The 22,599-nt window shown below is 72.8% G+C and carries 19 protein-coding genes; 15 read left to right on the plus strand and 4 right to left on the minus strand.

Annotation, left to right across the window (positions count from 1 at the left end; all coding sequences use genetic code 11):
- Window positions 1-239: 239 nt before the first annotated feature.
- Both L1885_RS07020 and L1885_RS07025 read left to right on the plus strand, forming a co-directional pair.
- A complete protein-coding gene (locus L1885_RS07020) occupies window positions 240-1,406 on the plus strand; it encodes an oxygenase MpaB family protein (protein ID WP_235796113.1) in 1,167 nt (388 codons plus the stop codon).
- A gap of 354 nt (window positions 1,407-1,760) precedes the next feature.
- On the plus strand, window positions 1,761-4,070 hold the full coding sequence (locus L1885_RS07025) for an MMPL family transporter (protein WP_235796114.1): 2,310 nt from the start codon (window positions 1,761-1,763) through the stop codon (window positions 4,068-4,070).
- 256 nt (window positions 4,071-4,326) lie between these two features.
- Here L1885_RS07025 and L1885_RS07030 read toward each other — a convergent pair whose 3' ends face one another.
- Window positions 4,327-4,779, minus strand: coding sequence for an ArsI/CadI family heavy metal resistance metalloenzyme (locus L1885_RS07030; RefSeq protein WP_235796115.1), 453 nt, complete (start codon window positions 4,777-4,779; stop codon window positions 4,327-4,329).
- Between the two features lie 76 nt (window positions 4,780-4,855).
- On the opposite strand from L1885_RS07030, the gene L1885_RS07035 reads away from it, so the two are divergent.
- The 4 genes from L1885_RS07035 to L1885_RS07050 all read left to right on the plus strand — a co-directional run bounded on the left by L1885_RS07035 (window position 4,856) and on the right by L1885_RS07050 (window position 7,972).
- A complete protein-coding gene (locus tag L1885_RS07035) occupies window positions 4,856-5,254 on the plus strand; it encodes an ArsR/SmtB family transcription factor (RefSeq protein ID WP_235796116.1) in 399 nt (132 codons plus the stop codon).
- A complete protein-coding gene (gene arsB, locus L1885_RS07040) occupies window positions 5,251-6,339 on the plus strand; it encodes an ACR3 family arsenite efflux transporter (protein WP_308117285.1) in 1,089 nt (362 codons plus the stop codon). Before L1885_RS07035 ends, arsB begins: the two co-directional genes overlap by 4 nt.
- Window positions 6,332-6,751, plus strand: coding sequence for an arsenate reductase ArsC (locus L1885_RS07045; protein WP_235796117.1), 420 nt, complete (start codon window positions 6,332-6,334; stop codon window positions 6,749-6,751). The genes arsB and L1885_RS07045 overlap by 8 nt, the downstream gene beginning before the upstream one ends.
- A gap of 447 nt (window positions 6,752-7,198) precedes the next feature.
- Window positions 7,199-7,972, plus strand: coding sequence for a polysaccharide lyase family 7 protein (locus L1885_RS07050; RefSeq protein WP_235796118.1), 774 nt, complete (start codon window positions 7,199-7,201; stop codon window positions 7,970-7,972).
- Window positions 7,973-8,288: 316 nt separating this feature from the next.
- Here the strand turns inward: L1885_RS07050 and L1885_RS07055 are convergent, their stop codons facing one another.
- A complete protein-coding gene (locus tag L1885_RS07055; protein WP_235796119.1) occupies window positions 8,289-9,086 on the minus strand; it encodes a GntR family transcriptional regulator in 798 nt (265 codons plus the stop codon).
- A 123-nt stretch (window positions 9,087-9,209) separates the two neighbouring features.
- Here L1885_RS07055 and L1885_RS07060 point away from each other — a divergent pair, with 123 nt between their 5' ends.
- From L1885_RS07060 to L1885_RS07080, 5 genes are all read left to right on the plus strand, one after another.
- Window positions 9,210-10,499 carry a D-tagatose-bisphosphate aldolase, class II, non-catalytic subunit gene (locus L1885_RS07060; RefSeq protein ID WP_235796120.1) on the plus strand — a complete coding sequence of 430 codons (1,290 nt, stop codon included), beginning with the start codon at window positions 9,210-9,212 and terminating at the stop codon, window positions 10,497-10,499.
- Complete coding sequence (locus L1885_RS07065; protein WP_235796121.1) at window positions 10,496-11,650, plus strand: SIS domain-containing protein; 1,155 nt, start codon at window positions 10,496-10,498, stop codon at window positions 11,648-11,650. Before L1885_RS07060 ends, L1885_RS07065 begins: the two co-directional genes overlap by 4 nt.
- A gap of 49 nt (window positions 11,651-11,699) precedes the next feature.
- Window positions 11,700-12,689, plus strand: coding sequence for an N-acetylglucosamine kinase (locus tag L1885_RS07070; protein ID WP_235796122.1), 990 nt, complete (start codon window positions 11,700-11,702; stop codon window positions 12,687-12,689).
- A complete protein-coding gene (locus L1885_RS07075) occupies window positions 12,686-13,639 on the plus strand; it encodes a DMT family transporter (protein ID WP_235796123.1) in 954 nt (317 codons plus the stop codon). Before L1885_RS07070 ends, L1885_RS07075 begins: the two co-directional genes overlap by 4 nt.
- Window positions 13,640-13,728: 89 nt before the next feature.
- Window positions 13,729-14,577 carry a class II fructose-bisphosphate aldolase gene (locus tag L1885_RS07080; RefSeq protein ID WP_235796124.1) on the plus strand — a complete coding sequence of 283 codons (849 nt, stop codon included), beginning with the start codon at window positions 13,729-13,731 and terminating at the stop codon, window positions 14,575-14,577.
- 99 nt (window positions 14,578-14,676) lie between these two features.
- Here L1885_RS07080 and gap read toward each other — a convergent pair whose 3' ends face one another.
- Together gap and L1885_RS07090 are read right to left on the minus strand one after the other, a co-directional pair.
- Window positions 14,677-15,675: a type I glyceraldehyde-3-phosphate dehydrogenase gene (gene gap / locus L1885_RS07085; protein WP_235796125.1), complete on the minus strand. Its 999-nt coding sequence runs from the start codon at window positions 15,673-15,675 to the stop codon at window positions 14,677-14,679.
- Window positions 15,676-15,776: 101 nt separating this feature from the next.
- Complete coding sequence (locus L1885_RS07090; RefSeq protein WP_235796126.1) at window positions 15,777-16,733, minus strand: GlxA family transcriptional regulator; 957 nt, start codon at window positions 16,731-16,733, stop codon at window positions 15,777-15,779.
- A 194-nt stretch (window positions 16,734-16,927) separates the two neighbouring features.
- On the opposite strand from L1885_RS07090, the gene L1885_RS07095 reads away from it, so the two are divergent.
- The 4 genes from L1885_RS07095 to L1885_RS07110 all read left to right on the plus strand — a co-directional run bounded on the left by L1885_RS07095 (window position 16,928) and on the right by L1885_RS07110 (window position 22,491).
- Window positions 16,928-17,839, plus strand: a complete 912-nt coding sequence (locus L1885_RS07095) for a hypothetical protein (RefSeq protein WP_235796127.1) — start codon at window positions 16,928-16,930, stop codon at window positions 17,837-17,839.
- Entirely contained in the window at window positions 17,836-18,582 is a 747-nt protein-coding gene (locus L1885_RS07100) for a hypothetical protein (RefSeq protein WP_235796128.1), read from the plus strand. The genes L1885_RS07095 and L1885_RS07100 overlap by 4 nt, the downstream gene beginning before the upstream one ends.
- A gap of 352 nt (window positions 18,583-18,934) precedes the next feature.
- A complete protein-coding gene (locus L1885_RS07105; protein ID WP_235796129.1) occupies window positions 18,935-19,495 on the plus strand; it encodes an EF-hand domain-containing protein in 561 nt (186 codons plus the stop codon).
- Window positions 19,496-19,833: 338 nt separating this feature from the next.
- The gene (locus L1885_RS07110) at window positions 19,834-22,491 is read left to right on the plus strand and encodes a S8 family peptidase (protein WP_235796130.1); all 2,658 of its coding nucleotides are present in this window, start codon (window positions 19,834-19,836) and stop codon (window positions 22,489-22,491) included.
- Window positions 22,492-22,599: the final 108 nt, after the last annotated feature.

The following is a 22,599-nucleotide window of genomic DNA, read 5'->3' on the forward strand; positions in this document are numbered from 1 at the left end:
CCGGTTCGCGGGGGGCCGCCGGACCCGGGGGGACGCCCCGCGCACCCACCGTGACGGCAAAGACCGCCGGTCCGGCCGGGTGGTCGCACCACACCCCGCAGCACCACCGCGCCGCACCACGCCACAGCTTCGCGCCGCGCCGCGCCGCGCCGCACCAGCGACGCGGCCACCACCGCGCGACCGCACCACCGCACCACCGCACCGCCGCCGACCGATCGACCCCGAACCGAGGAGCCGTCATGGCCCGCACCGAAGAGTCCCTCGACGCCCTGCGCACCGTCGGCGACGAGCTGGCGGACGCCACCGTCGCCACCCTGTTCGAGCGGGGCGAGGTGGGCAAGTTCAACACTCTGATGCGGTATGTGTCCACCGCCGGGCAGGAGTTGCCGGACGGACTGCCGGAGGTGGCCCGCGCGTACCTGCACGAGACGTCGTCCCCGCCCGCCTGGGTGGACTGGGACGAGATGGAGAAGGCACGGCTGTTCTTCATCGACAACAACGTGCACATCTCCACCGCGCTGTCGTTCGCGTCCATGCCCGCCTGCTATGCCGTGCCGCACGTGGCGAAGCTGCTCTCCGCCACGCACTCCCTCAAGTACCCGTCCAAACGCATGGCGGAGACCGGGCAGTTCACCGTCCACCTCATGCAGCCGAACGCCTTCGAGGCCGGCGGCCGCTTCGTCCCGGCCGCCCAGAAGGTGCGGCTCCTGCACGCGTCGATCCGCCACCACCTCGCACGCGAGGGCCGTTGGGACGTCGCCGCGCTGGGCACGCCGATCTGCCAGGAGGACATGATCGGCGGGCAGATGATGTTCTCGATCCAGGTCCTGGACGCCCTGCACCGGCTCGGTGTGCACATGAGCGTCGACGGCGCCGAGTCGTACCTGTACGCCTGGCGTGTCGTCGGGGCCATGCTGGGCGTCGACCAGGACCACGTGCCCCGGGACATGGCCGGGGCGCGGGAGTTCTCCGACCTGTACATGACGCGGCACATGGGGCCGAGCGAGGAAGGCGCGGAGCTGACGCGGCAGCTCATCGACCTGTACGAGGAAGTCGTTCCCGGCACCTTCCTCGACCCGGTCGTCGGGGCGCTCGTCCGCCACCTCGTCGGCGACACCTGCGCCGACTGGCTCGAGGTGCCCCGCACACCGTGGGACACCGTCGTGCGGGCGGCCCCCGCGCTGCTCCACGTGCTGGAGACGATCGAGGACCGCTCCCCGCTCGGCGCCATGGCGCTCGACCGCCTAGGCCACCTCACCACTCTGTTCGAACTGTCCTCGCTCACCCGCGGCCGCGTCATGCACTACGCGATCCCCGAACACCTCAAGAAGGACTACGGGCTGTCCTCCGCCGTCCCGCGCACCAGGCGCTGGACGCCGCCGGGACCCGCGGTGCCGATGCCGTAGGGGCCTGGCGGCACAAGAAGCCGGCGGCCGGGCGGGGCGGCTGGCGTGGAACGCCCGCGGCGGGGCGGGGCACGGGACGCCCGGCCTGGAGCGGGCACGGCGGGGCGGGGCAGCGGGGCAATCGCGCCGGCACGAGCCGCGTGCCGGGTCCCCGCTCCGGGATCGGCGGGGGCGCCGGTCCGGCGGCGGGACACCGGCGTGCGTGTGCCTCCCCCGTCGCGCGCCTTGACCCGGTTGGCGGACACCGGGACCGGCGACACGTCCTGAATGGAATGGCGCGTTCCGGGCGGCGGTCCGCCTGCTGGTATGGATTTCCTGCTCTCGTACCGCACGTGCCGGCAGCAGGGAATGCCAATGTTCAAGATGACCCGTTGGTGTTTCGAGCACCGCCGGAGCGTGCTCGCGTTCTGGCTGGTCGCGGTGGTCGCCACCGTCGCCCTGAGCCAGGTGTACGGAAGCCGCTACGACGAGAGCGTCAGCCTGCCCGGAACGGACTCGCAGGCCGCGGTCGACCTCCTCACCCACAATTTCCCCTCGGCGTCCGGCGAGGCGGACCAGGTCGTGATCGAGGCCGTGGGCGGCGCGGACATCAGGTCGCCCTCCGTCCGGCAGCCGGTGACCGCCGCGCTGGACAAGGTGGCCGCCGTCCCCGGCGTGGAGTCGGTGAGCAGCCCGTACGGCGCCCGGGGAGCGGGCCAGGTCAGCAAGGACGGGACGATCGCGTTCGCGACCGTCACCTGGGACAAGGTCGCGGCGGACGTGACGAAGGACGACGCCTCGCGGCTGATCGACGCCGCGAAGAGCGCCGACGGGCCGAACGTGAAGATCTCGCTCGGCGGCCGGTCGATCGCGAACGAGGAGAGCGCAGGCCCGGGGGTCTCGGTCGGCGTCGGCTTCGTCGCGGCGCTCGTCGTCCTGCTGATCGTGTTCGGCGGGGCCGTGTTCGCGTCGCTGCTGCCGCTCCTGACGGCCGTCGTCGCCCTGGCGATCGGCACGTCCCTGATCACCCTCCTCTCGCACGTCCTCGAGACGCCGAGCGTCTCCCGGGACCTCGCGGTGCTCATCGGGCTCGGAGTCGGGGTGGACTACGGGCTGTTCATCACGAGCCGGCACCGCGCGGCCGTGAGGGCGGGGCGGGACTTCGGGGACGCCGCGCAGGAGGCGGTGAACACCTCGGGCCGCACGGTCCTGTTCGCCGGCATCACGGTGTGCATCGCGCTGCTGGGGCAGTTCGCGCTCGGCGTCGACTTCCTGTACGGCGTGTCGGCGGCCTCCGCCCTGACCGTCGCCCTGACCATGGCCACGGCACTGACCCTGCTGCCGGCCGTGCTCGGCTTCCTCGGGCCGAAGATCCTCTCGCGGCGGGAGCGACGGGCGCTCGCCGCGGCGGGGCCGCGTCCCGAGCGGGCCGGCGGGTCGTGGCTGCGCTGGGCCTCCTTTGTCGAGGCGCGCAGCCCGTACGTCGCGGTCGCGGCCCTCGCCGTCGTGGTGGTGATCGCGCTGCCGACGTTCAGTCTGCGCCTCGGTTCGTCCGGCGCGAACACCGATCCGCCCTCCTCGACGACACACCAGGCCTACACCGCCCTGGCAAAAGGCTTCGGGCCGGGCTTCAACGGGCCGTTCCAGCTGGTGAGCAAGGTGACGTCGCCGGCCCAGCACGCCGCGTTCGTGCAGTTCCTGCGGACGGCCGCGCACACGCCCGGAGTGGCACGGGTGACGCCGCCCCTGACCTCGCCGAACCGCGAGGTGTCGCTCGCGGTGCTGTACCCGGACACCGGCCCGGGCGCTCAGGCCACCGTCTCGCTGGTGTCCACACTGCGCGACGACCTGATCCCGGCGGCCGAGTCCGGCAGCGGGCTCGACATCCACGTCGGGGGCGCCACACCGGCCAACATCGACTTCTCGCACGTCCTCAGCGGGAAGCTGCCGCTGTTCGTCGCGGTGGTCGTCGTCCTGGCCTTCCTGCTGCTGGTTGCGGTGTTCCACAGCATCCTCGTCCCGCTGGTGGCGGCCGTGATGAACCTGCTGTCGGTCGGCGCGGCCCTCGGCGCGCTCAACGCGGTGTTCACCTGGGGCTGGGCCCAGGACGTGCTCAACATCAACGGCACGGGTCCCGTCGACGCGTTCATCCCCGTGGTGCTGTTCTCGGTCCTGTTCGGCCTCTCGATGGACTACGAGGTGTACCTCGTGGGCCGCATCCAGGAGGAGTGGAACGCGCGGAGGCGCGAACGCACCGCGAGCGCCGGGAACGGGGAGGGCCGAGGGACACCTGCCGAGGAGGCGGGGACCCGTCGGGCACACGGCGCCCACCGCGCGTCGGGGACGCCGGCGGAGGAGCCGATGCTGCCGCGCGGCTCCGGACGGCGGCGCAACCACGCGGCGGTGACCATCGGCCAGGCCAAGAGCGGGCGCATCATCGCGGCGGCGGCCGGCATCATGATCCTTGTCTTCGGGTCCTTCCTCATCAACGATCAGCGTGTGCTGCAGGAGTTCGGTTTCGGCCTCGCGTTCGCCGTCCTGGTGGACGCACTGATCATCCGGGGCCTGCTGGTCCCGGCCCTCATGCACCTCATCGGGCCCCTCAACTGGGCGATGCCCGGATGGCTGCGGCGCGTCGTGCCTGACTTCTCGATCGAGGCGGACTCGGGAGCGAAACACCACTGACGGCCACCGGCCCGCCCCCTGACGCGCCGCCGAGTGCGGTGGCAAGGCGCCCCGGCGGGGGCGGCGCAGACCCGCTGACTTACCTTGCCGCCCCACACGGAACGAACGGCCCGGCCCTCGTGAGGAGCGTGGGCAGGAGCAGGGCCGTGTCGCGGAACGTCTCGACGGGACTGCGGGAGGCGTCGGAGGCTCGTCCGTCGTGGAACACAGCCGGCTCGGGCTGCGGTTCCCGCATCGGGCCGGCGGAACGGACCGGCTACTGAGCGGGGGCGGTGGAGCAGCAGGCGCCGGCGGTGGTGCGGCAGGTGTCCGGAGCGGCGTCCGCGCTCTTGCCGAGGGTGTCGGCGTCGGCCTTGACGACGTAGACCTCCCAGGGTTCCCGACCGGGGCCGTGCACCCAGACCTTGTCCTGGAGGGCGTAGCAGCAGGAGCTGTCGTTCTCCTCGAAGGTGGCCAGGCCGGCATGCTTCAGCCGGTCGGTGGCCGCGTCGACCTGGTCGCTGGATTCGACCTCGACGCCAAGGTGATCGAGCCGAGTGTCCTGCCCGGGCTCGCCCTCGATGAGGACGAGCTTGAGCGGGGGCTCGGTGATGGCGAAGTTGGCGTAGCCCTCGCGCCGCTTGGCCGGTTCGGTGCCGAACAGCTTCGAGTAGAACCTGATCGACGCTTCGAGGTCGCTGACGCGCAGGGCGAGCTGGGTGCGAGACATGGTGGGCTCCCGTCGATTGCATTGATGTCCTTCGATATAGCTTGCGCGCTGAATTGAAGGCTGTCAATATAGAGGCATGTCGAAACAAGAGCTTTCGGTGCCGGGCCGTACCGATGGCGTCGCCGCCTGCTGCCCGCGGCTGCTGACCGCGCCCCTGGACGAGGACCAGGCGGGAGAGCTGGCCAAGGTCTTCAAGGCACTCGGGGACCCGGTCCGCCTGCGGCTGCTGTCCATGATCGCCTCGCGCGCGGGCGGCGAGATCTGCGTGTGCGACCTGACCCCCGCCTTCGACCTCTCGCAGCCGACCATCTCCCACCACCTCAAGCTGCTGAGGCAGGCCGGCCTCATCCAAAGCGAGCGGCGCGGCACCTGGGTCTACTACCGGCTCGTACCGGAGATGACCGACCGGCTCGCCGGCGTCCTCGCCCGCCCCGCGGGTGAGCCCCTCCCCGAGTCCGCCGGCGCCGCCTCGTGAGCGCCGCCGCACCCGGGGGCGTTGCGGGGCGGCTGCCGTTCCTCGACCGCTGCCTCGCCGCCTGGATCCTCGCCGCGATGGCGCTCGGGCTCGGCCTGGGGCGCGCGGTTCCCGGGCTGGGGGATGCCCTGGCCAAGGTCACCGTGACCGGGGTGTCCCTGCCGATCGCACTCGGCCTGCTGGTGATGATGTACCCGGTGCTGGCCAAGGTCCGCTACGACCGCCTCAGGACCGTCACCCGAGACCGGCGCCTTCTGCTGCCGTCCCTGCTGCTGAACTGGGTCGCCGGCCCGGCCCTCATGTTCGCGCTCGCGTGGCTCTTCCTGTCGGATCTGCCCGCCTACCGCACCGGGTTGATCATCGTCGGCCTGGCACGGTGCATCGCCATGGTCGTCATCTGGAACGACCTGGCCTGCGGCCACCGTGAAGCGGCCGCCGTCCTGGTTGCCTTGAACTCCGTGTTCCAGGTGATCGCGTTCTCGCTCCTGGGCTGGTTCTACCTCTCGGTCCTGCCCGGCCGGCTCGGCCTCCAGCAGACGGCCCTGGACGTCCCGGTGTGGACGATCGCCCGCAGTGTCCTGATCTTCCTCGGCATCCCGCTCGTGGCCGGCTACCTCACCCGCCGCATCGGCGAGAAGACCAAGGGCCGCACCTGGTACGAGACCAGGCTCGTCCCGCGCATCGGCCCGTTCGCCCTGTACGGGCTGCTGTTCACCGTCATCATCCTCTTCGCCCTCCAGGGCCACGCCATCACCTCGCAGCCGCTCGACGTCGCCCGTATCGCCCTGCCGCTGCTCGTCTACTTCGCCCTCATGTGGGCCGGATCGATGGCCCTGGGCCGCGCCGTGGGACTCGATCACCCGCGCGCCACCACGCTGGCCTTCACCGCAGCCGGCAACAACTTCGAGCTGGCCATCGCCGTAGCCATCGCCACCTTCGGCGCCACCTCCGGCCAAGCCCTCGCCGGCGTCGTCGGCCCCCTCATCGAAGTCCCCGCCCTCATCGGCCTCGTACACGTCGCCGTCTACGCCCGCCGCTACTTCACGTCCCCCTCAGCCCCGCAGGAAGATCCCGCCCATGCCTGACACCGCCGCGCCCTCCGTACTGTTCGTCTGCGTGCACAACGCGGGCCGCTCGCAGATGGCCGCCGCCTTCCTCACCCACCTCGCGGGTGACCGTGTGCAGGTACGTTCGGCCGGCTCCGCGCCCGCCGGCGCCGTCAACACGGCCGTGGTCGCGGCCATGGCCGAAGTCGGCATCGACATCGCCGCCGAGGTGCCCAAAGTCCTCACCACTGAGGCCCTGCAAGCCTCCGACGTCGTGATCACCATGGGCTGCGGCGACACCTGCCCCGTCTTCCCCGGCAAGCGCTACCTCGACTGGCATCTCCCCGACCCCGCCGGACAAGGCCTCGCCGCCGTGCGCCCCATCCGCGACGACATCGAGAAGCGGATTCGCGCCCTCGTCGCCGACCTGACCCGGGAAGCAAAGCGGTGAGCGAGGCCTGCGGTTCCCGTGGACACCGGGTTCGGTGACCTGTTCCAGGTCCGGCTTCAGCGGCTCCGTCCTCGCCCGCCGAGCACCCGTCAACGGGGGACCTGGACCGGCAACCGACCCGGTCCGAACCACACTGCCCTGGACTCCCCGGGTGAGCGGGGCGGCGTCGGGCCGCGTCCTTCGTCGTCGCATGACGGACCGTTGTTCAGCGATGTGAACAGCCAGGCCCTTCCCGCGACGCGAGGAGCAGCACGGTCCACGGGCGTCGCGGGGGCGGCGAGTGACCACCCCGGCCACCTCGGATGAACCCGGTGAGCTGCGGAGATGAACACCGGTTGCTGCGCGGACCGTTGACGCCGCGAAGGGGCCGTGCTATCCAGTTCAACGCGCCTCGTTGGACTAGACCTGGTTCACGTCAGTGAACCCGAGCTCCGGAAGGGCCCCCACATGAAACTCCACTCCAAGCTCCTCGCCGCGGCGGCCGCCGTCGGGACGGCAGGCGTCCTCAGCCTGGGCGGCAGCGCCAGCGCCGCGTCGCCGGACGTCGCGCCGGGCGGCAACTTCAACCTGTCGGTCTGGGAGTTGCAGGAGCCCGTCGGCTCCCCCGGCTCGCCCACCACGATCTCGTCCTCGCGGCTCCAGGGCGACAACGGCTTCCAGGACTCGTACTTCTACACCGACACGCGTGACGGCGCGATGACCTTCTGGGCGCCGGAGAAGGGCGTCACGACGCCCAACTCGAACTACGCGCGCTCCGAGCTGCGCGAGATGAACTCCAACGGATCCGCGGCGAACTGGTCGCTCAGTGGCAGCCACAAGCTGAGCGCGACCCTGCGCGTGGTGTCCGTGACGTCCAACGTGTGCGTCGGGCAGATCCACCTCGGCACGGGCGGGACCTCCACCAAGCCGCTGATCGAGCTCTACTACCACTCCAACGGCGACATCGTCGCGGGCATCGAGAACTCGCCTTCCGGCGGCCAGAACACGCACACCGTGGGCCATGTGTCGGTCGGCAAGACGTGGACCTACACCATCGCCGTCTCCGGCGGGAACACGATCGACCTGACGGTCAACGGCAGCACGACGCACTACCCCATCCCGTCGTCCTTCAACGCCTACAAGCAGTACTTCAAGGCCGGCTCCTACAACCAGTCGTCATCGAGCAGCACCACCAACGGCGCACGCGTGGCCTTCTACGGGCTGACCGTGTCGCACGGCTGACCGGCCGGCCGGGCCCGCCACGGACGCGGGCGGCGGACCCGGCCCCTCCCCCTACCACCCGGAGCCGCCCGCACCTCCGGCCGCCGGCTCCGGCCGCGGGTTGCGATTCCCCGGCCGGCGCCGGCCGTTGCCCCACCGGACCCGGTAGGCGCCGCCGGGTCCGGCAGGCGTGCGGGACCACGCCCGGCGGGCCGTCGGCACCCCCGGGACACACGGCCGCCCGCCCTGCCCGGGTCACACCGCCACCGCCCCGTCCGCGCACAACGCCCACCGATCACACCAACGCCACCCCCACCCCCGCACGGGACCCCCGCCCTCAGGACGTGATGGACGCCCGGAAGCGGTAGCGGTCGCCCCGGTAGATGGCCAGGGTGAGCTCCAGCGGCCGTCCCTCCTGGTTGAAGGCGAGCTGGTGGGCGAGGAGCACCGGCGTGGTGTCGGTGATCTCCAGCAGTTCCCGCTCGTTCGCGTCCGGCTGCCTCGCCTCCACCGAGTAGTCGGCGACACGCGGCAGTTGGGGCGGCTCCCCGCCGCGGAGTGTCGCGAAGAGCGACGCCGTGGTGAAGTCGGTCTCGGCCAGGGCCGGACACAGGGCCAGCGGCAGCCTGTTGTGCTCCAGGACGACCGCGAGGTCGTCGAGGAAGCGCAGCCGCCGCATCTCGAACAGCGCCGCCCCGGGGCCGATCCGCAGCGTCTCGGCCTCGGCGACGGTCGCCGGCCGGACCACGGAGTGCAGCACCCGGCTGCGTGTCACCAGCCCGTGCTTGCTCGCGTAGTCGGCGAAGCCTTCGACGGTGTGCGCGTCGGCGCCGGGGGTGGCGGGGACGCCCTCCGGGGCCGGGACTTCGGTGGACCGCGCCACGAACCAGCCCCGGGCCGCGGCCGATTGCGTCAGCCCCCTGGCCGCCAGGTCCGTGAGCGCGGCGCGCATGGTGACGCGCGACACCCCGTAGCGCGTCGCGAGCGTCCGCTCCGACGGCAGCCGGTCGCCCTCGCGGGCGCCGTGCTCCGTGACGTCGTCCCACAGGCGCGCGGCGACCTGGGCGTAGAGCGGCAGCGCGTCGTCCGCGAGGAGACCTCGCGGGAGGGAGGCGCTCGATTCCGAAGTAGCCATACCAGAAGCATACCAGATATGGACCATTGACGACCACGAAACAGGCCAGTAAGGTTCCATTCGAGTTCCGGGCCATTGGGGCAAATGGGCTCAGAACATGGCATGAAACGCAAGGAGCCCACCATGCACAGCCCGCTGGACGAAGTGGTCGCACGGCAGAAGTCCGGCCGGCCGCAGGGCATCACGTCCGTTTGCTCGGCCCACCCGCTGGTCATCGAGGCGGCGGTGGCCCAGGCACTTCAGACCGGGGACCACGTACTCGTCGAGGCGACGTCCAACCAGGTCGACCAGTACGGCGGCTACACCGGCATGCGGCCCGCCGACTTCCGCGACCTCGTGCACGCCATCGCGACGGAGCACGGTCTGCCTCTGGACCGCGTCGTCCTCGGCGGCGACCACCTCGGCCCCAACCGGTGGCAGGACATGCCGGCCGACGAGGCGATGGAGCGGGCCGACGCCCTGGTGGCCGCGTACGCAACGGCCGGCTTCACGAAGATCCACCTGGACTGCAGCTTCCCCTGCGCCGGCGAGAGCGCCCCCCTGAGCGACGAGGTCGTCGCCGAGCGCGCGGCGCGCCTCATCCGCGCTGCCGAGGACGCGGCCGGGCCCGAGGGTGCCGCCCGGATCCGGTACGTGATCGGGACCGAGGTGCCCACGCCCGGCGGCGCCCACGAGGAGCTCGGCGCCCTCGCGCCCACCACGGCCGAGGCCGCCCGCACCACGCTGGAGCAGCACCGCAAGGCCTTCGCCGCCCACGGCATCGAGGACGTGTGGCCCCGCGTCATGGCGCTGGTGGTCCAGCCGGCCGTGGAGTTCGACCATCTGCGGGTCGTCGACTACCGGCCGGAGCGGACCCGCGAACTGCGCCGGGTCCTCGACGACGAACCCGGCATGGTCTTCGAGGCGCACTCGACGGACTACCAGACCACCGGGGCCCTGACCGCGCTCGTCGAGGACCACTGGGCGGTCCTGAAGGTCGGCCCGGGGCTGACCTTCGCCCTGCGGGAGGCGCTGTTCGCCCTCGCCGCGATCGAGGACGAACTGGTGGCGCCCGCCGAGCGCTCGCACCTGCCCGAGGTCGTCGAGCGGCGCATGCTCGCCGAGCCGGCCAAGTGGGAGGGCTACTACCCCGGGGACCCCCAGGAGCAGCGCCTCGCCCGCCGCTACAGCTACAGCGACCGGCTGCGCTACTACTGGCCGGATCCCGAGATCGTCCGTGCCCAGACCCGGCTGCTGGACAACCTCGCGGCCCTGGACATCCCGCTGCCGCTGCTGAGCGCCCACCTTCCGAACCAGTACGCGCGCGTCCGCCGCGGGGAGCTCGCCAGCGCGCCCCGCGACCTGGCCGTGGACCGCGTCCGCGACGTCCTTCGCGACTACGCGAAGGCCTGCACCCCCGAGGAGAACGTGTGACCACCCACTCCGGCAGCCTGCCCGTCGTCGCCGAGGGAGGCGCCCACACCGTGCGCGAGATCGCGCAGCAGCCCGCCCTGTGGCGCGAGGTGGACCGGATCGTCGCGGCCGCCCGCCCGGACCTGGACGCGTTCCTGCGTCCGCTGACGGACCGCGCCGACCTGCGCGTGGTGCTCACCGGCGCCGGCACGTCCGCGTTCGCCGGCCAGGTGCTCCAGGCCGCGCTCGCCCGGCAGCTCGGACGGCGCGTCGACGCGGTGGCCACCACCGACCTCGTCGCGGATCCCCGCGGCTGCCTGGCCCAGGACGTGCCGACGCTGCTGGTGTCCTTCGCCAGGTCGGGCGACAGCCCCGAGTCCGTGGCCGCCACCGACCTCGCCGACCAGGTGCTCTCCGAGGTGCACCACCTCGTGATCACCTGCAACCCGGAGGGCAGCCTGGCGCGCGAGCACGGCCGCCGCTCCTCGTCGTACGTCCTGCTGATGCCCGCCGAGTCGAACGACCAGGGCTTCGCGATGACGTCGAGCTTCACCTGCATGACGCTCGCGGCGCTGCTCTCCCTCGGCGGCGCGGCCTACGACGGGGTCGCCGAGCGCCTGGCCCGCGCGGCCGAGCGGCTGATCGAGGACGGCGGCGCCGGGCGCGTCATCGGCGGCCTGGTCGACCGCGCCCCCGAGCGCATCGTCTTCCTCGGCAGCGGCGCGCTGAAGGGCCTCGCCGCCGAGTCGGCGCTGAAGGTGCTCGAACTCACGGGCGGAGCCCTCGTGGCGCTGTCCGATTCGTCGCTAGGATTTCGACACGGCCCCAAAGCGGTACTCAACGGACAAACCGTGGTCGTGGTCTACGTGTCGAACGACCCGTACACGCGCCAGTACGACGAGGACATCGTCGCGGAGCTGCGTGCGGGCCTCGCCCCCGGCAGCGTCGTGACGGTCTCCGCCGGCGCCGGGCCCGAGGCCGGCGGCACCGTGCCGCTCCCCGATCTGGGCGACGTCGACGACGCCGCCCTCGCCCTGCCCGCGGTGGTGTGCGCCCAGCTCATCGCTCTGCGCTCGTCCCTCGGCAGGGGCATCCGACCCGACAACCCGTTCCCCTCGGGTGAGGTCAACCGAGTCGTGCAGGGCGTGATCCTGCACCCGCTCGACAACTGAGGCAATCGGCTCAAAGGTGTGCCGACTGCATGCCGTACGGAGGTTCCACATGTTCCTGGGTGTCGATGGTGGGGGTACCAAGACGGCGTTCTGCCTGGTCGACCGGCACGGCCGGATCGCAGGGCGGGCGACCGCGGCGAGTTCCTACTACTTCTCGGGCGGCATCGACCTGGTCGGGCGCGTCCTCAAAGAGGGCGTGGACGAGGTCTGCGCGGCGGCCGGGCTGACCCCGGCGGACGTCGACTACGCCTTCTTCGCCCTCCCCGGCTACGGCGAGGCCTCGGGTGACCTCCCCGTCCTGGACGCCACGCCCCGTGCGGTGCTCGGGCACGACCGCTACGCCTGCGACAACGACATGGTGTGCGGCTGGGCCGGCTCGCTGGGCGCGGTCGACGGCATCAACGTGATCAGCGGGACCGGCTCCATGACGTACGGCGAGCGGCAGGGCCGCGGGGTGCGCGTCGGCGGCTGGGGGGAGCTGTTCGGCGACGAGGGCTCGGCGTACTGGATCGCGATCGCCGGCCTCAACGCCTTCGCGCGGATGAGCGACGGACGGCTCCCCGAGGGCCCGCTGGCCGGGGTGCTGCGCCGCCACCTGGACGCGCCCTCCGACCTGGACGTGATCGACATCGTCCACAACAGGTGGAAGGGCGACCGCGGCCTGATCGCGGCGCTCAGCCGCCAGGTGGCCGAGGCGGCCGCCCTGGGCGACACCACCGCGGCCGCGATCCTCGCGGACGCCGGGCGGGAACTGGCCCTGCTCGTGGACGTGACCCGCGAGCGGCTCGGCTTCGGCCCGGACGAGACCGTCCCGGTCTCCTACTCCGGCGGCACGTTCGCCGCCGGCGCGGTGCTGGACGCGTTCAGCACCGCACTCGCGGACGGACACGACGGCTACGAGCTGCGGCGTCCGCTGTACGAACCGGTCGTCGGCGCCGCGCTCTACGCGGCGAAACTCGCCGGAACCCCACTCGACCGGACCGCTCTCGACGCTCTGCGCCCGGCCCCGGTGCCCGCTTCGGGAGAGGACCACTCATGACCACCGCCAAACGAGGCTGGATGCTCTACGCGACCCTGCTGGTCGTGTTCTGGGGCGTCTGGGGGGCCTTCTCCAGCCAGCCGAACAGCCGGTACGGCTACCCCAACGAGATGATCTACATCATCTGGGCCTTCACCATGCTGATCCCCGCGTACTTCGCGCTGCGCGGCCACCGGTTCGACCGGCGTCCCGCCGCCGCGCTGTGGGGGCTGCTGGCCGGGCTGACCGGCGCGGGCGGGCAGCTGCTGCTGTTCCAGGCGCTCGCCGACGGACCCGCGTACCTGATCTTCCCCGTCGTGTCGCTGTCGCCGGTCATCACCGTGCTGATGGCCACGGTCCTGCTGCGCGAGCGGATGGCCCGGATGGCCGTGGGCGGCGTGGTCGCCGCGCTGGCCGCCATCGTCCTGCTCAGCATCCCCGGCGGGGGCGGCGGAACGCACTCGCACGGCCCCTGGCTGCTCATGGCCATCCTGATATGCGTGGCGTGGGGCGCCCAGGCGTTCTGCATGCGCAAGGCGGCACTGATCGGCGTCAACGACGCCACCACCTTCGGCTGGATGACCATCAGCGGACTGCTGCTGGTGCCGGTGGCGTTCGCGATGATGGGCGGACTGCCTTCGGGCGCGCCCTGGCAGGCTCCGGCGCTCACGGCCGTGACCCAGGTCCTGAACGCGATCGGCGCGCTGTTCCTCGTCATGGCGCTCAGCCGGGGCAAGGCCTCGGTCGTGGCGCCCGTCACCAACGCGCTCGCACCCGTCCTGACGATCGTGCTCTCCCTCGCGGTCTACCGGACACTGCCCAACGTGTGGGGTGCCATCGGCATCGTGCTCGCCCTCGTCGGGTCGACCCTCATGGTGTACAGCGACGAGAAGAGCGGCGAGGACACGGAGGCGGCGGGAGCGGAGGCCGCCCCGGCGGCGCCGAGCGCCGCGGCCGCACCGAGGTCCTGACCGCGGCGGGGCCGGCGGGTGCGGACGCGCGACGTCCCTGCCCGCCGGCCCCCCGCGGCGTTTCGCACCCACAACGAGAGGAACCATCCATGTCCTTGGTATCCACGCGGGACCTCGTCGCCGAGGCCGCCGCCGGCCGCCGGGCCGTCGCGGCGTTCAACGTGATCACGCTGGAGTACGCCGAGGCGATCACCGAGGGCGCCGCCGCGGCCGGGGTCCCCGTGATCCTGCAGATCAGCGAGAACGCCGTGCGCTTCCACGGGGGCCGGGTCGAGCCGATCGCCCGGGCGGCGGCCGAGGCGGCCCGGGCCGGCGGCACCGGTGTCGCGCTGCACCTGGACCACGTCACGGACATGGAGCTGCTGCGCCGCGCGGCGGACGCCGGGTTCTCGTCGGCGATGTTCGACGCCGGGGCCCAGCCGTACGCCGAGAACCTCGCCGCGACGCGCGCGGCGGCCGAGTGGGCGCACGGCGCCGGGCTGTGGCTGGAGGCGGAGCTCGGCTACGTGGGCGGCAAGCCCGACGCGCCGGCGAGCGCCCACGCCGCCGGGGTGCGCACCGACCCGGAGGAGGCCGCGCGCTACGTGGCCGACACCGGGGTGGACGCGCTGGCCGTCGCGGTGGGCAGCAGCCACGCCATGACGGAGCGTTCGGCGGCCCTCGACCACGACCTGATCGCGCGGCTGCGCGAGGCCGTGCCCGTGCCGCTGGTGCTGCACGGCTCCTCCGGCGTCGCGGACGACGAGCTGCGCCGCGCCGTCGCCGCCGGCATCGCCAAGGTCAACATCGGTACGGCCCTCGGCATCGCCTTCACCGGCGCGGTCCGCGAGGTCCTGGCGGACCGGCCGGAGACCGTGGACCCGCGCCACTTCCTCACCCGCGGCCGGGAGGCCGTGTCCGCGGTCGTGCGGCAGCTGTGCACGACGCTGGACGGCTGATCCGCACGCGTCCCCCCACGCCGCCGGCCCGCCGCCCCGAGACCGGGCGGCGGGCCGGCGGCGTGCCCGCGGCGGCCACACGACCGGACCGGCCACGGCTCAGGCGGAGCCGAGGAGTTCGAGCGTGTCGACGACGCGGTTCGAGAAACCCCACTCGTTGTCGTACCAGGCGACCACCTTGATGTGGCGGCCGTCGACGCGGGTGAGGGCCGAGTCGAAGATCGACGACGCCGGGTTGCCCGTGATGTCGGACGACACCAGCGGGTCGTCCGAGTACTCGAGGACCCCGGCGAGCGGACCGGCGGCGGCGGCGCGGTACGCCTCCAGGACCTCGTCGCGCGTCACGTCGCGGGCGACGGTCGTGTTGAGTTCGACGATCGAGCCCACCGGTACCGGCACGCGGATCGAGTCGCCGGAGAGTTTGCCCTCCAGCTTCGGCAGGACGCGGCCGATCGCCTTGGCGGCGCCGGTGGTGGTGGGCACGATGTTCACCCCGGCGGCGCGGGCGCGCCGGGGGTCGCGGTGCGGCCCGTCCTGCAGGTTCTGCTCCTGCGTGTAGGCGTGCACTGTCGTCATGAACCCGTGCTCGATGCCCGCGAGTTCGTCGAGCACCGCCGCGAGCGGGGCGAGCGCGTTCGTCGTGCACGACGCGTTCGAGACGACGGTGTGCGCGGCCGGGTCGTACGCGTCGGTGTTCACGCCGATGGCGAGCGTGACGTCCGCGCCGTCCGAGGGTGCGCTGACGAGCACCTTCCGCGCGCCCGCGTCGAGGTGGGCGCGGGCGGCCTCGGCGGAGGTGAAGCGGCCCGTCGCCTCCAGGACGACGGACACACCGAGCTCCGCCCAGGGGAGCTTCCCCGGCTCGCGCTCGGCGAGCACCTTGATGCGGCGGCCGTCGACGACGAGGGTGTCCCCGTCGACGGTCACCGGGCGGCCGAGCCGGCCGGCCGTGGAGTCGAAGGCGAGGAGCCGCGCGAGGGCGGCGGGCTCGGTGAGGTCGTTGACGGCGACGATCTCCAGGTCGCTGTCGCGTTCGAGCAGTGCGCGCAGCACGTTGCGCCCGATGCGTCCGAAGCCGTTGATGGCGATGCGAGTCATGTGTGGTGCCCCTTCCGTTCCCCACCAGGCTCGCTCGCCGCGTGCGCCGGTGACAGCGGTGCGAGCGCCACGGTTCGAAAGGATCGTGCCAGCGGGCGCGGCTACTCCCCCCGGGCGAACGTACGGCGGTACTCGCTCGGCGTCGTGCCGAGGATGCGCTGGAAGTGCAGCCGCAGGTTGGCGCCCGTGCCCAGGCCGACGTCGGCGGCGATCTGCTCGACGCCGCGCCCCGACCGTTCCAGCAGTTCGCGCGCCACGTCGATGCGGGCCCGCATCACCCACTGCATCGGTGTGTACCCGGTGTCCTCGACGAAACGGCGGGAGAAGGTGCGCGGCGCCACCGCCGCGTGCCGGGCCAGGAGTTCCAGGGTGAGCGGCTCCTCCAGCCGGCGCAGCGCCCACTCGCGCGTCCCGGCGAACCGCTCGCCGAGCGGCTCGGGCACGCTGCGCGGCACGTACTGCGCCTGCCCGCCGCTGCGGTAGGGGGCGGCGACCAGGCGCCGCGCCGCGTGGTTCGACGCGGCGACGCCGAGGTCGCCGCGCAGGACGTGCAGGCACAGGTCGATGCCGGAGGCGGCGCCGGCGGACGTGAGGACCGTGCCCTCGTCGACGAAGAGCACGTTCTCGTCGACGCGGACGGACGGGTGCCTGGCCGCGAGCGCCCGCGTGTAGTGCCAGTGGGTGGTGGCGCGCCGGCCGTCGAGCAGGCCGGTGGCCGCGAGCGCGAAGGCTCCGGTCGAGATGGCGGCGAGCCGCGCGCCGCCGGCGTGGGCGGCGACCAGCGCGTCGACCACGGCGGCCGGGGGGTCCTCGCGGTCGGGGTGCCGGTAGCCGGGGAGGAAGACGATGTCGGCCCAGCCGAGCGCGTCCAGCCCGTGGGCGACGTGGTACGACAGGCCGTCACCGCCGGTCACGAGACCGGGCGCCGCGCCGCACACGCGCACCTCGTACGGCATGCTGGCCCGCGTCGTGAAGACCTGCGCGGGAATGCCGACGTCCAGCGGCTTCGCCCCTTCGAGCACGAGCACCGCGACGCGCCGCAGGCGGGTGGCTGACACGGGGGCAGGTTACACGCAGTCGCGGCGCGCACGTCCGACACGTCGCTCCCCCACCCGGGACCCCCGCCCCCTCCCCGCGCTCACACACCCACGCGCCCTCGCACCCACGCGTAGACGCACCCGCGCACCCGCGCCCGGACGCGGCGGGACGCGCGCGAGGGGCGCGCCGGCGGGGGGCGTGCTGTACTGGCCGGGTGGACCCCAAGCACCCGCTGACGTTCGCGAAGCACGCCGGACGCTCCGGCGCCCCCGGCTCGCGGGGCGCGCGCGACCGGCGCGCCGACGCGGTCCGCCGCAGGGTGCGGCTGATGATCGAGATCACGGCCCGGGCGGGCGAGTACCGCAAGGGTCTCGTGGAGGCCGCGGAGCGGCTCAGCCCCGAGGAAGCGGTCATCGTCACCGACCTGGAGCGCAACGGGCTGCAGGTGCCTCAGCTGCACGACGTGCTCTGCGGCGGCCACGTCCTGGTGGACGACCCGGATCTGTACGAGCAGTGGAAGTTCGCCAAGGTCAGCCACACGCGGCTGTCCAGCCACCACCACGACATCGACAAGAAGCGCTATCCCGACATCGGGATGCGCGGCCAGGTCGTGCGGGAGAAGCTGCACGGGCGCACGCGGCAGGGCACATGGGTGCAGCTGGAGAAGACTCCCGCGGCGCTCGGCGCGAGCAGGATCCCCAGCGTGAGCGACCTGCGGCACCTCATGGACTACGTGGTCTACCGGGTCACCCGCAGCAACGTCGGTCCCTGGGGCCTGTCGCGGATGACGGAGCGGCGCCCGATGTACCTGTCGCCGAACCTCGCGCTGCCCACCTCGCTCACACCGCCCGTCGCCCGGGCGCTGACCCAGGCCCTGCGGCGGATCGAGCAGGACGACGACGTCACCGCGGTCTCGAAGGACCTGGCCGCCCGCTTCCCGCCGCCGGACCGCCAGGACCTGGCGGGTGAGCTCGGGCGGACGCTGCCCGGCCGGTCGGGGCGGGGCCTGTTCGGCAACTCCGACGTGTGGGTGACCGAGACCCCCTCGGGCAGTGCGGCGGCGGTCCTGCGTGAGCACCGCCCCGCCGCACTGGCCGAGATCCTGCGCACGAAAGGCACACCATGAGCGACGCTCCCCGGCCCGCGCCGTCGGACCCCGGCGCGGCGGCCGTGCCCGAGGGGCTGGTCTCGGCCGTGGTCAACCTCGTGGACACCGGCCCCGTCCTGCTCGGCGCGTACACCATCGCCGAGCTGACCGCGGTCGACGCGATCGTGGACTTCCTGGAGGCCCGGCCGTCCGACGAGGTCCTCGCGGAGGCGGTCCGCTCGCTGACGGCCCGGCAGCTGCTCGTCGCGGGCTCGACGCCCGACCAGATCCAGGTACGGGGCGACCTGGGCATCGCGGTGGCCTTCCAGCAGCGCGCCCGCAGTGTGCTCGACGCGCGCACGAGCGGAACGGGGCCCGGCGAGCCCTGGCGGATCCTGCTGCTCCCGCAGCCCGAGCACATCTGCCTGATGGTCCGCATCGACGCGCTCGGCGTGCACCAGATCGGTCTGTACGCCTTCGACGACGCGCTCGACATGCTCGTCGACTGGCTGCCCCGGGGGCCGCTCGCGGACCGGGACGCAGCCGTGGACACGGACGCCCTGCTCGCCTCGTCGGAGCGCTCCTCGCTGGTGACCGTCACCCACTACACGGCGCAGGGCTCGGCCGAGATCGCCGGCGAGAGCACCGACCTGGTGCTCGCCCGCCACAACGGCCGGCTGCACGTCCTCGCCCGCGACGCCGCGGACGAACAACGGTTGGTGCCGCACCGGGTGGAGGGCCGGGACGGTGTGCACGACCGGCTGGTGGGCCTGCTGGCCTGACGGGACACACCCCTGCGGCGCCGTACGGGAGCGCGCGGGCGCCGCGACGCCGTACGGGCACGCGGCCCGGCGCTGCCGGCCATCCCGCCGCAGGGGCGCGCGGCGCTCCCGGGGAAGGCGATGCCACCGAAACCGGCGTGGCAGCACACCGGCGGCCGACCCACTGACGTGTGTCCCGCCCCTGGTGGCACGCTTCGTCGCGCCCCGAAACCCACCGCACGAGTGACGGCACGTGCACACGTTCCCGTGGGAGCCGGGCCTTTCATCGGCCTATAGTCACGCTGTCCGGGGGCCCTGCGGACGTGGGCGACCGCGGTCGCACGGCCGGGCTCGCAGTCGAAGGGGGCCGCTCATGGCCAGCGCGTTTCAGGAGCGCAAGCTCAGAGGGATGTTCGCGGCGTTCGACGCCGACGGTGACGGTTATCTGCGCGAGGAGGACTTCAGGTCGCTGGTGGCCCGCTGGAGCAGGCTGCCGCGCGTCGCACCCGGGACCGAGTTGCGCGCCCGGGTCGAGGACATCCTGATGGCGTGGTGGGACGCACTGCTCGAAGCAGGCGACGCCAACGGGGACGGGACGGTCGACCTGGGCGAACTGCTCACGCTGGTCGACCGGTTGCCCACCATGCTGCCGCACGTGACCGCCACCGCGGAGACGATCTTCGACGCCGTCGACAGCAACGGCGACGGACGCATCTCGCCGGAGGAGCACCGCGGGCTCGTCGAGACCTGGAACGGGCAGCCCGTCGACATGACCGGCGTCTTCGAGCTGCTCGACCTCAACGGCGACGGCCACCTCAGCCGCGACGAATTCGCCTGTCTGTGGCGGGAGTTCTGGACCAGCGACGACCCGTCCGAGCCCGGTAACTGGCTCTGCGGGCGGTTCCCGGAGCCGACGCCCGCACTCGATCACTGATCCGGGCGCGGCCGCGTTCCGCCCACGGGCGACGCGGTCACGCCCCGGCGCTCACGGCGCGGACCGCCCGCGACGCACAGGGCTGGCAACCCTGCCCCGCTTCGGGCCAGTTGGCGCGAAACACACCATCCATCCGAAGGACCCCGCCCGGCCGCCGGCGCGGGGTCCCCGCGTGCCGCTCGACGCACACCGTCCGATAGGGCACATAGCGCCACCAGCCTCCGCAGTGGACTGTTGATATTACCGTCACTTGATTGTGCGTCTGTGGATGCGGAGAGTTGACTGCCCTGCTGTCAGCAGCTCCTGGGACACCCATACCCGGACGAAGGCAGGGTTTCGTGAATCGAGCTCTTCTAGCCACTCTGACAGCGGCGTTCGCGGCAGGCATCTCCCTCACCACCCTCGGCGGCGGCGCGGCCACCGCCGCACCCCTCGCCCCCGCGACATACGGCACCGACGCGGGCGGAGCGGTCATCGTCGTGCTGGCCGACCAGCACGCCGGCCTCCACCTCAGGGCGCAGGGCACCGCCCGGACCACCGCCACACGCTCCGACCAGCGCTCCATCGTGTCCGACATCAAGGCCCACGGCGGCACGGACGTACGGCAGCTGGTCGCCGTCAACGCGGTCGCGGCGCACCTGCCGGCCGCCGAGGTCGGGCGGCTGCGGGCCGATCCGGCCGTGACCGAGATCCTCCCCGACGCGGCCGTCACCGTCGACCCGGGATCGACCGCCCCCCACGCGAAGCCGGCCCGGCTCGACCCCGCGCTGTGCCCGGCCGACCCGCGCAAACCGTTCACCGAGCCGGAAGCCCTGTCGGTCGTCCATGCCTCCTCCGACGACCCGAGGGCCACGGACGAGGCCAACGACATCGCGACCGGCAAGGGCGTGATCGTCGCCAACGAGGGCATCAACGACCTCGCCGGGAACCCGAACTTCATCCGCAGGAACGGCACGCCCGTCGTGCTGGACGCGCCGGATCCGACGGCCGACCACAGCGACGGCGAGTTCTACGGCGACGCCTCCTCGATCGCCGGGCAGGGCACGGTCGTCTACGACTACGCGAAGGAACTCCCCTTCTCCGGCCTGCCCAAGGGCTGCACCTTCACCATCAAGGGCGTCGCGCCGGACGCCTCGCTCGTCGACAGCTCCGTGATCGACACGCCGCCCAGCGGTGCCGGCGGCGCCGTCCAGCAGCCGGAGTCGGAGATCATCGCGGGCATCGACCACGCCGTCGTGACCGAACACGCGGACATCATCTCGGAGTCGTACGGCTTCACCCCCAGGCCCGGGCGCTATGCCGCCTTCTACGCCGCCAACGACGCGGCCGTGGCCGCCGGGGTGACCGTCGTCGTCTCCTCCGGCGACAGCGGCGACTCCGGGACGGTCTCCTCGCCGGCCACCGATCCCCAGGTGATCGCGGTCGGCGCCACCAACACCCTGCGGCTCAACGCCCAGGCCACCGGCTACACCAAGTGGACGAACAACAACATCACCCCGCTGTCCTCGGGCGGCACCGCCCCCAACAACCGTGTCGTCGACCTCGCGGCGCCCGGCTACGGCGGCGAGGCGGCCTGCAACCCGAACGGCAGCGACTGCCCCACGAACACGGCGACCGAGGCGTTCGGCGGCACCAGCCAGTCCTGCCCGCTCGTGGCGGGAGCGGCGGCCGACGTCATCCAGGCCTACGCCGACACCCACCACGGCGCCAAGCCGACTCCGGCCCAGGTCAAGGCGCTCCTCACCAGCACGGCCACCGACATCGGCGCGCCCGCCGACCAGCAGGGATCCGGTCTGCTCGACATCGACGCGGCGGTCAAGGCCGCCCAGCAGGAGCCCGGCACGACGCTGTCCCGCCACGGACGGCCGACCGGCACCGGCGGCCTGGTGGTCACCTCGCCGACGCAACTGGACGTCACCGACCACGCCGGCCTCAGCTCCCAGTCGGTGACCCTGTACAACGCGGGGCGCGAGGACACCCGAGTCGGCGCCTCCTACCGGTCGCTGAGCCCGGTGAAGCAGTTCGGCAGGACCGTCACCGAGCACGTCGGCGCACCCGATCCCGGCCTGCCGGTGCCGGCCAAGGGCGCGACGGCGGCGAAGCCGGTCTCGTTCGACGTGCCCAGGGGACTGGACCGGCTGAACGCCGACATGATCATCCCGGACCCGGCGAACGGCACGGTCCTCTCGTTCGTCCTGACCGACCCGAAGGGCCGCCTGACGCAGATCTCGTACGACTACGGCACGGCGGCCACCGTGCCCGGCCGGACGGGCACGGTGTCGGACATCCAGCACGTCGAGGTCACCGCCCCGGTGCCCGGCACCTGGAAGGCGGAGATCCTCTGGGCCAACGGCCGGGCGCACCTCCAGGAGCCGCCGAACGTCCCGGGCACCTACACGGGCACGGTCTCCTTCCGGACCACCGGTCAGCACTATGTGACCACCCCGGCGGCGCGGCAGGTGCGGATCGGGGCGCACGCGAGCACCACCGTGCCGCTGCGGGTGCTCATGCCCGCGGCGCCGGGCGACCACCCGGAGTCGGTGCAGTTCGCGGCCACCGACGGGGCCCGGACGTCCGTGCCGGTCGCCCGCCGCACCCTGATCCCCTCGCGCGGCGGCGCGTTCGACACGACGATCACGAGCAGCGTCGGGCGGCAGGTCGGCCAGATCAGCACGTTCGACCTGGACGTGCCCGCCGGCAAGCACGAACTGGACGTCGCCTTCACGACGCCGGACGCGAGCGCGGACGACCCGATGACGTTCTGGCTGCTCGATCCGAGCGGCAAGGTCGTCCAGCAGGTGGCCGGCAAGCCGGTCACCGACGCGTCCGGCAGGACGGTGGCCGCGGCGAACCTGGTCGCCGCGAACCCCGCGGCGGGGCGCTGGGAGATCGACGTGGAGCTCAACCTGACGACCAGCGGCAAGGAGTTCACGCAGCTGGTCCGGGGAGTGGCCGCGTACGACGGGTCGGCGTCCGCGGCGGCCCCGCGGGGGTGAGCGGCGAAGCGGCGCGTCTCGTGCCGCCGTCCCCGGCCGTCCCGCGGGGATGACCGGACGGGCGGCCCGCCGGCTCGCGGGCCGGTGACGGTGCCCGGGGGGCCTCGG

Source organism: Streptomyces fuscigenes (assembly GCF_021556455.1).
GTDB classification, from domain to species: domain Bacteria; phylum Actinomycetota; class Actinomycetes; order Streptomycetales; family Streptomycetaceae; genus Streptomyces; species Streptomyces fuscigenes.

Bases quoted from the DNA above. Each gene is read 5' to 3' on its own strand.
- L1885_RS07020 (WP_235796113.1), top strand. From the start codon at position 240: ATGGCCCGCACCGAAGAGTCCCTCGACGCCCTGCGCACCGTCGGCGAC.
- L1885_RS07025 (WP_235796114.1), top strand. From the start codon at position 1,761: ATGTTCAAGATGACCCGTTGGTGTTTCGAGCACCGCCGGAGCGTGCTC.
- L1885_RS07030 (WP_235796115.1), bottom strand. From the start codon at position 4,779: ATGTCTCGCACCCAGCTCGCCCTGCGCGTCAGCGACCTCGAAGCGTCG.
- L1885_RS07035 (WP_235796116.1), top strand. From the start codon at position 4,856: ATGTCGAAACAAGAGCTTTCGGTGCCGGGCCGTACCGATGGCGTCGCC.
- L1885_RS07045 (WP_235796117.1), top strand. From the start codon at position 6,332: ATGCCTGACACCGCCGCGCCCTCCGTACTGTTCGTCTGCGTGCACAAC.
- L1885_RS07050 (WP_235796118.1), top strand. From the start codon at position 7,199: ATGAAACTCCACTCCAAGCTCCTCGCCGCGGCGGCCGCCGTCGGGACG.
- L1885_RS07055 (WP_235796119.1), bottom strand. From the start codon at position 9,086: ATGGCTACTTCGGAATCGAGCGCCTCCCTCCCGCGAGGTCTCCTCGCG.
- L1885_RS07060 (WP_235796120.1), top strand. From the start codon at position 9,210: ATGCACAGCCCGCTGGACGAAGTGGTCGCACGGCAGAAGTCCGGCCGG.
- L1885_RS07070 (WP_235796122.1), top strand. From the start codon at position 11,700: ATGTTCCTGGGTGTCGATGGTGGGGGTACCAAGACGGCGTTCTGCCTG.
- L1885_RS07075 (WP_235796123.1), top strand. From the start codon at position 12,686: ATGACCACCGCCAAACGAGGCTGGATGCTCTACGCGACCCTGCTGGTC.
- L1885_RS07080 (WP_235796124.1), top strand. From the start codon at position 13,729: ATGTCCTTGGTATCCACGCGGGACCTCGTCGCCGAGGCCGCCGCCGGC.
- gap (WP_235796125.1), bottom strand. From the start codon at position 15,675: ATGACTCGCATCGCCATCAACGGCTTCGGACGCATCGGGCGCAACGTG.
- L1885_RS07100 (WP_235796128.1), top strand. From the start codon at position 17,836: ATGAGCGACGCTCCCCGGCCCGCGCCGTCGGACCCCGGCGCGGCGGCC.
- L1885_RS07105 (WP_235796129.1), top strand. From the start codon at position 18,935: ATGGCCAGCGCGTTTCAGGAGCGCAAGCTCAGAGGGATGTTCGCGGCG.